This window comes from Aerosakkonema sp. BLCC-F183 (genome assembly GCF_041929145.1).
GTDB lineage: Bacteria > Cyanobacteriota > Cyanobacteriia > Cyanobacteriales > Aerosakkonemataceae > Aerosakkonema.
In genome coordinates this window covers 76,358-90,647 of the sequence record NZ_JBHFNU010000009.1, presented here as the reverse complement: position 1 = coordinate 90,647, position 14,290 = coordinate 76,358, and the positions used below count along the sequence as shown (strand labels likewise).

The following is a 14,290-nucleotide window of genomic DNA, read 5'->3' as shown; positions in this document are numbered from 1 at the left end:
TTTTTTTGTTTTGTTGTTGCTCTTCAGCGCTGAAGCGCAACTACGTACTTTTGAGAAGAGCGCTGAAGCGCAACTACGTACTTTTGAGAAGAGCGCTGAAGCGCAACTACGTACTTTCGATCGGAGCGCTGAAGCGCAACTACGTACTTTTGAGAAGAGCGCTGAAGCGCAACTACGTACCTGTGTTAATGAACAGTCGATAGTTGATGTTTGGTGGCTGAGAATCGATCGATTTGAGAGCGTACCCAATCAAACCAAGTTTCCAATCCCTCTCCTGTTTTGGCAGACACGGGAATGATGGTGACGTGGGAATTCATTTGGCGCACATTTGCCACAATTTGATTCACGTCAACATCAAGATGGGGTGCTAAGTCCATTTTGGTGATTAACAAACAATCTGCTTCTTGAAACATCACCGGATATTTGAGGGGTTTGTCTTCTCCTTCGGTCAAACTCAAGAGCGCAACTTTGGCGTGTTCGCCTACTTCAAATTCTGCCGGACAAACGAGATTGCCAACGTTTTCTACCAGTACTAAATCGAATTCGGAAGGGTTGTATTCGTGGGCTAAACGATGAATTCCCCCTGACACCATTTTGGCATCTAAATGACAGGAACGACCTGTGTTGATCGCAATCACGGGAACGTTGTATTTCCGCAGGCGATCGGCATCTAATTCGGTGGTCATATCGCCTTCAATGACGGCGATTTTGTACTCGTTGGTGAGTCCGGCTAGGGTTTTTTCTAGCAGCGCCGTTTTGCCCGCGCCAGGACTGCTCATCACATTGAAACAAGTAATTCCCCATTCATCAAAATGTTCGCGGTTGTGGTCTGCTCCGGCTTGATTGGCATGGAGCAAGTTAATTCCTAAAGCGGCGTCAAACGTTTGGTGCATAAGTTTCCGCAGAATCAGAACTATATTCAATGCGATCGATCTTCAGTTCTCGGCCCGATCGAATATCTTCCATTGGCGAGTGGCAAGTCGGACAAGCGTACTGAATGCCAATCTCTGGGCGATATTCTTGTTGGCAGTGATGGCAAAACGCAATTAATGGCGTTTCCTGAATGACTAGCTTTGCTCCTTCTAAAAAGGTGTTGCGGGTCTGGACTTCAAAGGCGAATTGCAAACTCACAGGTTCGACGCAGGTGAACTGACCGACTGTGAGATGAACGTGGGAAATTTTCGGTTTTTCTGGTTGTTCTAACCACCATTTCTTCACCGTTACAATTAACGCTTTTGTCATGTCAGTTTCGTGCATGGATTTCTCCTGAAAAAAAGGGGAGAGGGAAGAGGGAGAGGGAGACAGGAGAAGAATAGGCTTCTTGCGAAATGGGAATTCCCGCTCTTTTTACCGCAGATGAAAGCAGATAAACGCAGATGAATAATATGAGGTTTTTCGGCTTTTGCCAGAGGTCTACTGTTCCCTGTTCTCCTCTGCTTTGAGTTTTTAAGTCCAGGCTACGAGTTCGGGTTGCGATTCTGGGAAAATGTAAGCGGGTTTTTGTTTGCGGGGTAGTTGACCGGATATGACTAAATGCGCCATCGTGTCGCAAATGACGCGAGTTGCCATGAGTGAGGTCATATCGCTGATGTCATAAGGTGGAGAAACTTCTACTACTTCTAAGCCGCAAATGGGTGCTTTTTGCACTATTTTGCCGAGTAAAGATAGCGCTTCGCGGGGTAATAAACCGCCCGGTTCTGGCCAACCGGTGCCGGGAACAAATCCGGCATCGATGCAGTCGATATCGAAGCTGATATATACGCAGTCGGTACCATCTAGTGCGCGTTCTAAGGCAAAATCAACGGCTGCATCAATTCCTTTTTCTACGATGTCGGTAACGGTGAGAATGTTAGTAGAACGTTCTCGACAAACTTTCACGCCTTGACGGGGAACTTGCCAACCGCCAATTCCCAGCTGTACGAGGTTTTTGGCTGGGGCGTTTTTCATGTTGGTGGCGTGAAACCAAGGACAGGTGTGCATCCGTTCGTCGAGGTCGGTTTCTTGGGTGTCGGCGTGGCGATCGAAGTGAATGATACCAACTTTCTTATCGCCTAAGTGACGGCAAATGCCTCGTACTGTTGGGAAACCGATCGAATGGTCGCCGCCTAAAATAATCGGAAATGCGCCGGAACTAAAAATGTGGGCAACGCCTTTAGAAATTTGGTCAAATGATTTTTCGTTGTTGGCGGGAATGGTGAAGATATCGCCGACATCGCAAAGGGTGATTTGTTCGCGCAGGTCAACTCCCAACTCAAAGTTGTAGGGGGTGTACAATGCAGAAATGCGCCGAATCCCCTGCGGGCCGAAGCGAGTACCGGGACGATAGGTAGTTCCGGAGTCGTGGGGAACGCCGACAATCGCCACATCGTATTCGCCAACTCTACGCACATCTTCCACATAAGGCGCTTTCATGAAGGTGTTGATGCCTGCGTAGTGGGGAAGTTCGCCGCGAGAGAAGGTGGGAATGGTGCGATCGCGAATACTTTCTGCTGCTTCTAATCCATATTCCAGACCTTTTGACACTTCCTGCTGCCAGCCTGTCAACGGCAATCTCGCTTCCAGTTCCAAGGCGCGTTGTGCTTGGCTGGGAGTATGGCCGTTATTTGACTCTGGACTTTGAAACAAAGGATTTTCAGTCATTTGAACACTCTGGAGATTTACAAAACAACATTCTGCTGTTGATTCACTTGCTTGTCTCCTGAGTTCCAAAGCAGAAAGCCCAGGAGAACAAGTTTAGTCGATCGCGACTTGTGCGTTTCTCCCGGGCTTTTCTCCCGCCGTGTGGCTAGCTCATCCTTATAAATATAAATATTCTACAAGAGCCAGCTGCTTCTCTCGGACCAGCATTTGGAGTATCGCCTGTGTCGCTCTATCCAAACCGGAACCCTAGAAGCTATCAAATTCTTCTCTCTGATTCTGCCAGTTGCCTCAAAAAACTTTCAGCTTTGACGCTAAATACTACAGAGGGTAGAAAGATTGAATTTTATTGATAAGTTATTCTTTGTCTTACCTGCTTAACTTAGCAATCAGTTAAGCTAAAAAATGTATCTTAAGTTACAAAAGATTAGTAAATTACTCTATTTTGTCTTTTGATGATCGAAGCACCCTTACCCGATAATGAAGCCGAGAGAATCGAAGCGCTTAAGCAATATAAGATTCTCGACACTCCTGCGGAAGCAGCTTTTGACGACCTCACACGTTTAGCGTCATATATTTGCCGAACCCCGATCGCCTTAATCACTCTAGTTGACTCTAACCGCCAGTGGTTCAAGTCAAAAGTGGGTTTGTCGGCGCTGGAAACACCCCGCAATGTGGCGTTCTGCGCCCATACTATCCTGCAAAGAGAAGTTTTTATTGTTCCCGATGCTACAACTGACGAACGTTTTGCCACAAACCCCTTTGTAACTTCCGACCCTCATGTGCGTTTTTATGCAGGTGTGCCGCTGATTAGCCCAGAGGGTCACGCATTGGGAACACTTTGCGCGGTCGATCGCATACCGCGAAATCTCAATCCAGAACAGGTAGACGCATTGCGAATGCTGGGTCGTCAAGCAGTCAAGCTGATGGAACTGCGGCGCAATTTAGCAAATTTATTACTCGTCAATAGCGATCGCAAACAAGCACACAAGAAGCGCAGGACGTTCTTCAAGCGAATTGCGGCAGGGTTTGGATTAGCGTCAGCAATTCTAGTGTTAATTGGGGTAGTTTCGTACCGCAGTATCGATGAACTCGTCAAAACTTCTAAGTGGGTAGAACACAGTTACGAAGTACTGGGCAATCTTGAAGATGTTCTCTCCAACTTGAGGTATCTCGAAGCCGGACAAAGAGGATACATACTGACTGGAGACGAGTCTTATTTAGAAGTTTACAACACAGCTATTCCCACTCTCAAAGAAAACATTAAACAACTCAAAACATTAACTTCAGATAACTATATACAACAATATTTACCGACATTAGAACCTATCATTGCCAGTAAAATCGACCTCCTAAGTGAAATAGTTCAATTGCGTAGGCAGAGGGGATTGCAGTCAGCCTTAGATTTTTTTAATACGCATCAAAACCGACAGCAAACAAATGAGATTCGCCAAATAATAGAGACTATACAAAAAAACGAAAAGACGTTATTGCGTCAGCGTCAAGCGGCAGCAAAAGCCAACGCAAAAAAGGCAATATTGACATTTTTAATAGGCATATTTGTGTGTTTTTTTATTCTCGCTTCGGTCTTCTACCTAATCTATCGCGAGATTAGCGAACGCAAGCAGGTAGAGGAATGGCTTAAGCAAGAGCGCAACTTTATTTCTGCCATTGTTGATACAGCTAGCGCCTTCGTAATAGTTTTCGATCTGCAAGGAAAAATTGTTCGCTTTAACCAAGCGTGCGAAAAAACAACGGGTTATTCCTTGGATGAAGTGAGGGGCAGGTATTTTTGGGATTTATGCTCGATTCCAGAAGAAGTAGAAACCGTCAAAGCAGTTTTTAGACAACTGCAAAGTGGCAACAACCAAAACGAGTGCGAAAATTATTGGGTGACAAAAAACGGAAGCCGTCGCTTAATTGCATGGTCGAATACTGTGCTTTTAGGTAATGAGGGAGAGGTTGAATATATCATCAGTACGGGGATCGATCGCACCGAAGCCAAGCGCACAGAAGAAGCGCTAAGGTTAAGTCAGGAAAGATATGAGCTAGCAATTAGCGCCGGCAATGTAGGCGTTTGGGATTGGGATATTCAAAAAAACGAAATCTATATCGATCCCACCATTAAAGCTGCACTTGGTTATACAGAACTCGATATCCCCAACACTTTATCAAGTTGGCTTTCTTTAGTTCATCCAGACGATTTGCAACAAGTGTTGAATGCCACCAAAGCACATCTAGAAGGAAAAACACCTCTGTATGAAATTGAACATCGTCGGCTGCATAAAAATAAGAGCATCCGTTGGTTCCTTTCTCAAGGTACAGCTTTCCAAGATGCGGAAGGCAATATGTATCGTATGACTGGAACAGACACCGACATCACCGATCGCAAACTGGCGCAAGAAGCATTGGTAGAAGCGCGAGAAGCTGCTCTGGAAGCCTCCCGTTTTAAATCACTATTTCTTGCGAATATGAGTCACGAAATCCGCACACCTATGAATGCAGTTTTAGGGATGACTGGCTTATTATTAGAAACAGACTTAAATCCGGAACAGCGAGATTTTGTCGAAACAATACGCATCAGTGGAGACGCTCTCTTAAGCCTAATCAACGAGATTTTAGATTTATCCAAACTTGAAGCTGGGGAAATGCAACTAGAAATTTTAGATTTCGATTTGTCTGTCTGCATTGAAGAAGTGGTCGATTTGCTGGCTCCTCAAGCTCATGCTAAAGGATTGGAAATTGCTGCTTTAATTTTTCGCAATGTTCCTACCGAAATCAAAGGAGATGTCAGTCGCCTGCGACAAATTCTGATGAACTTGATTGGTAATGCGATTAAATTTACTAACTCTGGAGAGGTAGTAGTGCGGGCAGAATTGGAGTCAGAAACCGCTACTACAGCTACTATTAACTTAGCTGTAATCGATACCGGCATCGGTATTGCTCCAGAATATCGAGACAAACTTTTTGCACCGTTTTCCCAGGTGGATGCTTCCACCACCCGCAAGTATGGCGGCACTGGTTTGGGTTTAGCTATCTGCAAGCAGTTGGTGGCTTTAATGGGAGGTGAAATAGGAGTTGAAAGTCAGGATGGTAAAGGTTCTCAGTTTTGGGTTAGCATACCTTTTTGTAAGCAAATTCAGCCGATTTCCCCAGTTAAAGATCTTGGCTATCTCAAGGAGTGTCGGTTGTTAGTTGTGGATGAAAATGCTACCAACCGAAAAGTAATTTTTTATCAAGCTACCCATTGGGGAATCCAGGTAGATGAGGCTGATAGTGCGGCAGCGGCGCTGCAAGCTCTACAGGCGGCTTGCGATCGCGGAATGCCTTATAATATCGTTTTGATCGATCGGCAAATGTCTCAGATAGATGGCATAACTTTGACAGAACAAATTAAGCGTCATCCGGCTCTAGCTGAAATACCGCTGGTTATGCTAACTTGTACTAATAAAAGAGATGAAGTTCAGCAAGCACTAAAGATAGGATTTATCGATTATTTACTCAAACCTGTTAAGCCATCCCGGTTGCTGGATACGATTATTCCAATTTTAGGCAGTCATTTAAATTCAGACGAGTTAAAAACCTGTGGCGTTGATAATATTTCCGATAACTCCCAGTCTCAACAGCCCGAAACTGCTGTTAAAAACAAGTTAAAAATTCTGCTAGCTGAGGATAATTTAGTGAACCAGAAAGTAGCTCTCAAGCAGCTGGATAATTTGGGTTACAACGCTGATGTTGCCGCCAATGGAGAAGAAGTATTACAGCTATTAGAAAAAGTTTCCTATCATTTGATTTTAATGGACTGCCAAATGCCCATTCTCGATGGTTTTGAAACAACGCGAGAAATTCGGCGCAGGCAGGAACTATCTCGTTTGGTCGGACATCGCCCTGTGGTAGTTGCGATGACGGCAAATGCCATGAAAGAAGATCGAGAAAGATGTTTAGATGCCGGGATGGATGATTATCTGAGTAAGCCCGTATCCAAGGAAAAATTAGCAGTGGTACTGGAGCGTTGGAGTAGTGTAATAGTTACAAGTGAAGAAGTCGTTTTGCCCGTGCAAGCTGTTGCTAGGGAAGCGGCGACTTTACCAGATTTTGATTGGGAACATTTGCATAAAATTTCCGAAAACAATGAAGAATTTGAATTGGAATTATTGCAGATGTTTGTAGAAGATGCCCAAGCTCATCTGGAGCTAACTAAAGATGCGATCGCCAATCGTAACTTTAATCAAATTCAGCGGGGCTGTCATCACCTTAAAGGTGCCAGTGCCAATATCGGAGCTACTGCTATGAACGCAGCCGCATCCCAACTTGAAAAACTCGCTCGTTCTCAACAGCTAGAAGGAACGGCGGAATTGCTGACAGAATTTCAAGCATCTCTTAACAGGATACAAGACTTGTTAAAAAAATGGGAAATCCAATCAATAAAAATTTAATACTGTTTGCTGAGCGACAGACAATTCCGACGATCGTCTGCGATCTTGTAAGAAAAGCAGTCCGCAAGTAATGATATAATTTTCAACCCGCGCCCCCGTCCCTCAAAATTATCTTCAAGTTCGGGGATTTGCGCCAATTGAGCTTCTAAGTCAAAATATGGGCCATAACCGTAAATACGAATCTCTATATGTTCGTCAAACCGTACAGCTTCTATATCGATCGGTGTGTCAGGCGGCAGATCTTTATGGGCGTGTTCGACAATATTAGCAAAGCCTTCTTGAAGTAGGGTTTGACACTGCCACCAAATTTTCTTATTGATGGGAGGATCGTTTAACTGCTCAAACCATGATAAAACTTGGCCAGAAGCTGTCAGATTTGTATTAACTTGAAGATGAATTTTTTTAAGCACTTGTGACTAACCTTCCCTTTCTAATGCAATAATAAACTGTAATAGATGTAAGTTTACTTGAAGTCCTATGTTTAAAATTCTTATCGTTGATGATGACCCTACGCTGCGGCTGCTCTTAAAAAGAACACTCCAAAATCAGGGTTATGATGTAATCTTAGCAAGCAATGGTGAAGAAGGTATCGCGCAAGCACAACTGCATCCTCCCGCTCTCATAATTTGTGATTGGATGATGTCGGAGATGGACGGACTGGAAGTGTGTCGCCGTATTAAAGCCGATCCGGAGTTATCAACTGCATTCTTTATTCTGCTGACTGCGAAGGGAAAGGGTATTGAGAAGGAAGCAGTTGAGGAACGTGTTAAGGGACTTGATGCAGGAGCAGACGAGTTTTTGTCCAAGCCGGTGGAAATGGAAGAAGTGAAAGCGCGGGTGCGAGCTGGGCTGCGGTTGTATGAATTGAATCAAAAGTTGCAAACGCTCAACCAAGATTTGCAAACCCAAAAGCAAGCGATGGAAAAAGCGAACCACAAATTACAGGCAGAATTGGATGAAGCGGCTGCATATGTGCTATCGCTGCTCCCCTCACCTTTAAAAGGAACTGTCTCCAGTGAGGCGGTGTTTATTCCTTCTGCTCGGCTGGGCGGCGATTGTTTTGATTTTTACTGGCTATACGATGGGATTTTAGGTATTTATTTGCTTGATGTATCCGGACACGGAGTTGGTGCGGCGCTGCTATCAGTTGCCGTACTAAATTTTTTGCGATCGCAACCCATCTCGGAAGTTAATTTTCTTCAGCCCAGCCAAGTTTTGAAGGCGCTGAACGATAATTTTCAAATGGATAATCACAACGATAAGTATTTCACTATTTGGTATGGAGTGTATGACCAATACTCGCGTCAGCTTGTATACGCGAGTGCCGGACATCCACCAGCTGTAATTTTATCTGGCACACCGGAAAACATCCAGGTTAAGCGACTGGTATCTTCCGGACTGCCAATCGGTTTTTTACCCGATTCCGAATTTGACAATTGCTATCTCAATATCGAAGAAAACAGCAGTCTATATATTTTCAGCGATGGTGCTTATGAAATTCATCAGCCAGATGGCAAAATATGGGGAATCGATGCTTTCATTAGTTTACTAACAAACTGCCGTCAGAAAAATACCTCTAATCTGAATGAAATTTTACAACATATCCGCAATCTAAATCATGGGCAAAGTTTTGAGGATGATTTGTCTTTGCTAAAAATTAACTTTAATTAGTTGTTCATTAGACATCTCCAAAAATTATTGTGGTGTAGGCATTCTGCCTGCCGAGAGAGATTCTTTTGGAGGAAATGTCTGTTGTTCATAGCTCGCATAGCAATCTACAATCGCCAATGTTGCAATAAACAATAAACGTTGCGGCCTGTAACTCACCTCCACCCAATGTACAAATAATTACCATCAGAATCATTTGCGATTGAAGCTGTACATACGATCGAATGAAATTTTTATACTAATATTGCATATTTGCACAATCTACACTTTTAATGATATTAATAACATTCAGACAGTTAACCTGCTCGTGAAGCAACAATATTTTTAAGCTACTGCACGAGCCAACTAGCGGAGAAACTAAAAATGTCTGACCAATCGCGGAGAACCTTCGTGAAAGCCAGCGCAATCGGGGCAGGCAGTTTTTTACTCAGCCAGGGTCTAGCTGGAGTAAGTAACAGTGCGGAGGCAAAAATGCAGAATACGGAGACGCAATCCAAAGGCTCCTACACAATGGAGCGAGTCACCTTCACAAACGACGGCGTGGAACTGGTGGGGAATTTATACATCCCTGACGGCTTAACCCAACCAGCACCCGCCCTGCCGATTCTCGGCCCTGTAGCATTTGTCAAAGAGCAATCGCCTGTTCAATATGCTACGCGAATGGCAAAAGAAGGTTTTATATCCTTAGCATTTGACCCGCGTTTTCATGGCGAAAGCGGTGGGGAACCGCGCCGTTATGAAAGCCCACAAGCAAAGGTTTCTGACTTGAAAGCCGCAGTTAGTTATTTGCTCACCCGCCCAGAAGTAGATCAAGATAGAATTTACATTCTTGGTGTATGTCAAGGTACTAATTGGGCAATTCAGGCAACCACGGAAGACAGCAGAGTAAAAGCATTAGCGCTAGTAGCAGGTCACTATCTGACCAAACAAACCGCAGATGAATACAATGGCGGCGAAGAAAAGACTCTCGCTCGCATTGAACGAGCAAAGCAAGCAAAGGCTAAATACGAAGAAACGGGTGAAATGGAGTATATTCCCATTGTAAGTCTCGAAGATCCTCACGCTTTGCTATTACCAAAACCGATATATGAGTGGTACATCCGTTGGGCAAATCGCGGCCCAGCTTGGAATTTTCAAGGGCTTTGGGAAAACCGCATTACTGCGATGAGCGAAGCAGAATTGTGGACTTATCGTGTGGATGAAACCATCAAAAATCTCAACAAGCCGACTTTGATGGTACACGCTGACAAGGCGGCAACCGGGCCGGTGATTCCTAAAAAAATATTTGAATCGATTCCCGCCAAAGACAAAGAGCTTGTTTGGTTAGGGGATAAAATTCAGTTTCAGTTTTATGAAGAACCGGAAACGATCGATAAAGCTGCAATCAACATTGCTGCATGGTTCAATCGCCATGTTTGATAGCTAGTTATCATCAATTTGTAGGTTGGGTTGAAGTCATTCGATTTTGGATTTTGGATTTTGGATTTTGGATTGGCTCCACAATGAGCGGACGGATCTAGAAATTCGCTATGGCTCAACCCAACCTACAATTACTGCAATTACTTTTAACAAAACAGGTACGATCTCACTCACGCAAACCAATAATTGTAATGACACTCGATATCCATGTCAGAGCAGCTTTTTCTAAAGAAGATTCTCTCATTGCAGAACACTTTTATCAAATGTGGCTGGATAATGATGTTCCACCAAATAGTATCCAAACAGATTGGTTTAATATTACACTTGAATTTATCGATCGCGCTCGCAAACAACTTTGCTATCAAGCTTTTGTGGCAGAAGTCGATCGTCGAGTTGTAGGTTCCGTAAGCTGTCAGCTTTTTGCTGGCCTTTATCCCCATATCCTCACCGCAGAATATCGCCAGTATGGATATATTTGGGGAGTTTATGTCGAACCGAATCATCGCCGACAAGGAATTGCCAAACAACTCACCACCACAGCAGTAAATTATCTCAAATCCCAAGGATGTACGAAAGCAATTTTACACGCTTCTCCATCTGGCTTACCTGTTTATTCCAGTTTGGGCTTTTCACCTACTAACGAAATGAAATTGGATTTGATTTAAACATTTCCTTTCGGTGTTAAAAAACAATACAAAGTTGCCAGATTTACTTGCCAACCTTCCTAGCGAATTGTAATGTTAGAAGACTAATCTTGGCTGTGCTTAACCAACCAATCTAATTCCTGCTGCATTTTAGTACGAACCATTTCATAACAAGCATTAACATATTCGCGATCGCGTGATGCTTCATCGCCATACCGTTCAAACACAATCGGAGGACAAACGCGAGTATAGATACGCACCGGTAATGGAATGTGAGGCAACGGCCCAATCGCCAATCCCCAAGGTAAACCGAGATAAATCGGAAAAACTTCCGGGTCGATACCAAAAAGCCAAGGTATTCCCCACGAATTTAGCTGCTGCATTTGCTCGTGGATGTCTGCAAGTACAATCAGCGTATCGTGTGCGCCATTGGAAATCACGGGAATAATCGGCACTTCCTCTCGCAGCGCTACTTTGATAAATCCTTTGCGATCGGCAAAGTAGATTTGATGACGCATATGGTAGGGTCGGAACAAATCTTGCGGGCCACCGGGATAAACCAACACGCTGGCATTTTGGCGCAAAGCTGCGATCGCCATTTTAGGATGGGCCTCGATCGCGCCGCATTTTACCGCCAGTTCGGCTAACGAAGGCGCTACTTGCCATGTGAGATGGTGCATCAACCCATAAATCCGGCGTTCGTAGCCAAAGCGCCGAAACCAGTCATACATCATCATGAACATATCCGGCGCAGCAATTCCCCCGTTGTGGGAACCAACGAACAAGACTTTTCCCTCGTCGGGAATATGATGCCAACCGCTCGTTTGCACCCGGAAATAGTTCTCGTACAGCCACCCCCATATTGGCATCATGGCTTGAATGACTTTTGGATCTCGTTGGTCTAAAGACCATCCGGATTTAGGTTGAGTGCGATTTTTCTCGTGCATCAGGGCATCTTAGCAGAATCCCCAGTCCAGTTAAACCCGTTGCGGTAGAAGATATCCCGCAACAGTTCCTTGTCTTGTGCCGTCAGCGGATGTTCGATCGCCTCCAAGGCGGCGAGTACATTGTCGATCGCAGCGATCTACTCCAAGTCGTTGTTGCGAGAGGTCGCGACGCGCTCAAACTCCCGGATAGCCAAATCGCATAAGTAAGTAAGACGCAGATCCAACCCGAATAATCTCTACTGCCCCAGGTTCTTAAATCTGGGGTGGTTTGACGAGGGTGAATTTGTTGCAGAAAGCCTAACGCGGGATTTACGGTTGCGATCGTCATCGCGGATATGCCGTATGGCAATAAGCTATGTTGTCCAACTTATCCGGGTTTCCGCGCAAATTGACACAAAATTTAATAACTTATAGAGTATCCCAACTAATTGCACAAAAAAACTGCCATTTCTTTGGATGAAAGATGCACCAGTTTTTCAGTCTACTTTGCGATCGCTTCTGTAAAGTTAATTTAGGCTTTATGTTGCTGTTTGCGCTTTAGCAGTACTCCGCTTGTAGCGCCAAACGCCAATAAACCCAAGGCAGAAGTAGGTTCGGGAACGGAGTTGGGCGTGGGAAGATTTCTGCCTGCCAGAGACATAATATTCCCGTTGGCATCAACATCCACAATATTGAGTCCAAAAGTTCCATCGAAGATGTTGTGAGAGGCGTTTCCGTTGATATCGTTGTTTGTCAGACCTAAACTCGCTCCAAAAGGTGTAACTGTAAAGCCTTGTTCTGACTGATTCAAAGCGGTACTTGTCGTGATAAAAGGTAGGTACCCAAACCAGCCGCCATTAGGGGTAAGATGAGCACCGTTGTTGCCTTCTGCCATAGCATACAAACCTCCTCCATCGTTAAGGAAGTCTATGATGTCACCAGAACGGGCATTCAAAATGTCCAGTTCTGCCTGTGTTAGGACACCGCCGAAGTCCGAAGCAACGACGATCGCGCTGTAGGTAGTACCCAGCTGGTCTAAAGCTGCATTCAATCCACTGGCATCAATACGATCGAAGTCAGTACCAAGGGTGTAACCGCTGGCAATAATACCATTGACGCCGTTGACATGACCTCCTGGGGGAGTAATCTGAGACTCCACAAACAGGAATTTGTTGATTCCGCCAGCGACAAATGTGTTGAAGGCTGGGTCCATTACATAGTCGATCGCCACATTATTGATTTTCCGCGCACCTGCGGTGTTTCCACCCAAAAAAGCATGGAAGTCTGGGTCATGACCGGTCAGAAAAATAGATACAGCCCAGCTGGGCATTGCGGTAGCTACAGAAAAAGCGACGGTGGCTGCAACGGCAGCTGAACGAACTAAACCAATCGGGGCTTTCTTTGCTTTCATTTTTCGCCTAACCTACAAATATTTGTAAGACTTATTTCAGTAAATTCACCATTGTCTGAGAGTCGTTTTTCAATAAATCCAGACATGGTGAAGGCATCTTGGCAAATTTTTCCTCAAACCTGCCAGTATTAATACGTAAGCTTTACAAAAATATAAATTTCTATATACGTTAAATACGCAATTCTTCTGAGAAAAGCCTATTCATATCAAATGTCCAAAAGCTGACAATCCTGGGGACTTGATGACAGCTACTCAAAACAGCCACCCAGCCTCCAGGATTGTGAGAAAAAATGTAATGTTGTCTGAAGAATCGGTATTTAATTTAAACCAGCTCTAATTTACTCTGCCGTTGCCAATTCTGCGTCGGTGCTGCCGCGAGTGCGTTTGCGGGTCAGAGTGTTGTAGAGCATCAAACCAATAGCCTTGATCAAGTTGCCTTCCAGTTCCTTGAACATATTCATATTCATACCAAAGGCAGCATTGGCTTCGTCCACGATGCGTAAGGCTGTAGCTTCGTCAATGGGCAGTTCGTTCAAGGCTTGCCGATAGGTGGCTTTAAATGCTTTTTCGTCAGAAATATCTTTGAAATGGTAGAAAGCAACGCCTTGACCGTCGGTTAGGTTCATGCCTCTTTCGGCAATCCCTTTGAGGATTTGACCGCCAGATAAGTCACCCAGGTAGCGAGTGTAGGATTGGGCAATTAAAAGTTCCGGTGCTGTGGCAGATACTTCTTTAATCCGCTGCACGTAGGCTTGGGCGGCAGGAGAGGGAGCGACTTGCTCGCGCCAGTTGGGGCCGAAGTAGTAGCTGAGATCTTGCTCCAAGCTTTTCTTGCGATTCAGCTCTTTGAAATAAATTTTGGAGAGGATGGGGTGTTCGCGGTGCCGTTCCATCTCTTCTTCGATCGCCGAGTACACGAAGTACAGGTTGGCTACCAGCTTACGATAGGAGTTCTTTTCTACTACTCCTTTTAAAAAGCACTTGACAAAACCGACGTTTTCTGCCATCGTGTGGGCTTTTTTGGTGCCTTCACGCAACTTGGTCGCTAAATTACTGCTCATGCTAAATTTGTGTCCCTATGTCTAGGTCGGAGCTTGTTTATTTTACTAACGGTTTTAAACCGTCTATTTCGTAACATTAGACTGATTT

At 44.6% G+C, this 14,290-nt stretch carries 12 protein-coding genes and 1 riboswitch; of the genes, 5 read left to right on the top strand and 7 right to left on the bottom strand.

The window, feature by feature from the left end; all coding sequences use genetic code 11:
* The coding region (locus tag ACE1CD_RS01395) for a hypothetical protein (RefSeq protein ID WP_374820996.1) at positions 1–203 on the top strand (203 nt) is incomplete at its 5' end.
* On the opposite strand, the gene hypB is transcribed toward ACE1CD_RS01395, so the two are convergent.
* The 3 genes from hypB to ACE1CD_RS01380 form a co-directional block, all read right to left on the bottom strand.
* Complete coding sequence (gene hypB / locus ACE1CD_RS01390) at positions 186–893, bottom strand: hydrogenase nickel incorporation protein HypB (RefSeq protein WP_374801240.1); 708 nt, start codon at positions 891–893, stop codon at positions 186–188. The genes ACE1CD_RS01395 and hypB overlap by 18 nt on opposite strands.
* Entirely contained in the window at positions 877–1,257 is a 381-nt protein-coding gene (hypA, locus tag ACE1CD_RS01385) for a hydrogenase maturation nickel metallochaperone HypA (protein WP_374820993.1), read from the bottom strand. Before hypA ends, hypB begins: the two co-directional genes overlap by 17 nt.
* 189 nt (positions 1,258–1,446) lie before the next feature.
* A complete protein-coding gene (locus ACE1CD_RS01380; protein ID WP_374801236.1) occupies positions 1,447–2,640 on the bottom strand; it encodes an agmatinase family protein in 1,194 nt (397 codons plus the stop codon).
* A 116-nt stretch (positions 2,641–2,756) separates the two neighbouring features.
* Positions 2,757–2,901, bottom strand: a riboswitch (guanidine-I (ykkC/yxkD leader).
* A 191-nt stretch (positions 2,902–3,092) separates the two neighbouring features.
* Here ACE1CD_RS01380 and ACE1CD_RS01375 point away from each other — a divergent pair.
* Positions 3,093–7,073: a response regulator gene (locus tag ACE1CD_RS01375; protein ID WP_374820990.1), complete on the top strand. Its 3,981-nt coding sequence runs from the start codon at positions 3,093–3,095 to the stop codon at positions 7,071–7,073.
* Here the strand turns inward: ACE1CD_RS01375 and ACE1CD_RS01370 are convergent.
* On the bottom strand, positions 7,070–7,483 hold the full coding sequence (locus tag ACE1CD_RS01370) for an ATP-binding protein (protein ID WP_374801234.1): 414 nt from the start codon (positions 7,481–7,483) through the stop codon (positions 7,070–7,072). The genes ACE1CD_RS01375 and ACE1CD_RS01370 overlap by 4 nt on opposite strands.
* A gap of 67 nt (positions 7,484–7,550) precedes the next feature.
* On the opposite strand from ACE1CD_RS01370, the gene ACE1CD_RS01365 reads away from it, so the two are divergent.
* The 3 genes from ACE1CD_RS01365 (at position 7,551) to ACE1CD_RS01355 (ending at position 10,825) form a co-directional block, all read left to right on the top strand.
* Entirely contained in the window at positions 7,551–8,744 is a 1,194-nt protein-coding gene (locus ACE1CD_RS01365; RefSeq protein WP_374801232.1) for a PP2C family protein-serine/threonine phosphatase, read from the top strand.
* 360 nt (positions 8,745–9,104) lie between these two features.
* Positions 9,105–10,160 carry an alpha/beta hydrolase gene (locus ACE1CD_RS01360; RefSeq protein WP_374801230.1) on the top strand — a complete coding sequence of 352 codons (1,056 nt, stop codon included), beginning with the start codon at positions 9,105–9,107 and terminating at the stop codon, positions 10,158–10,160.
* Between the two features lie 110 nt (positions 10,161–10,270).
* Positions 10,271–10,825 carry a GNAT family N-acetyltransferase gene (locus tag ACE1CD_RS01355; protein WP_374801228.1) on the top strand — a complete coding sequence of 185 codons (555 nt, stop codon included), beginning with the start codon at positions 10,271–10,273 and terminating at the stop codon, positions 10,823–10,825.
* 83 nt (positions 10,826–10,908) lie between these two features.
* On the opposite strand, the gene ACE1CD_RS01350 is transcribed toward ACE1CD_RS01355, so the two are convergent.
* The 3 genes from ACE1CD_RS01350 to ACE1CD_RS01340 all read right to left on the bottom strand — a co-directional run bounded on the left by ACE1CD_RS01350 (position 10,909) and on the right by ACE1CD_RS01340 (position 14,202).
* A complete protein-coding gene (locus tag ACE1CD_RS01350) occupies positions 10,909–11,751 on the bottom strand; it encodes a lysophospholipid acyltransferase family protein (RefSeq protein WP_374801226.1) in 843 nt (280 codons plus the stop codon).
* Between the two features lie 511 nt (positions 11,752–12,262).
* Complete coding sequence (locus ACE1CD_RS01345; RefSeq protein WP_374801224.1) at positions 12,263–13,141, bottom strand: PEP-CTERM sorting domain-containing protein; 879 nt, start codon at positions 13,139–13,141, stop codon at positions 12,263–12,265.
* A gap of 338 nt (positions 13,142–13,479) precedes the next feature.
* Positions 13,480–14,202 carry a heme oxygenase (biliverdin-producing) gene (locus ACE1CD_RS01340; protein ID WP_374801222.1) on the bottom strand — a complete coding sequence of 241 codons (723 nt, stop codon included), beginning with the start codon at positions 14,200–14,202 and terminating at the stop codon, positions 13,480–13,482.
* Between the last annotated feature and the right edge of the window lie 88 nt (positions 14,203–14,290).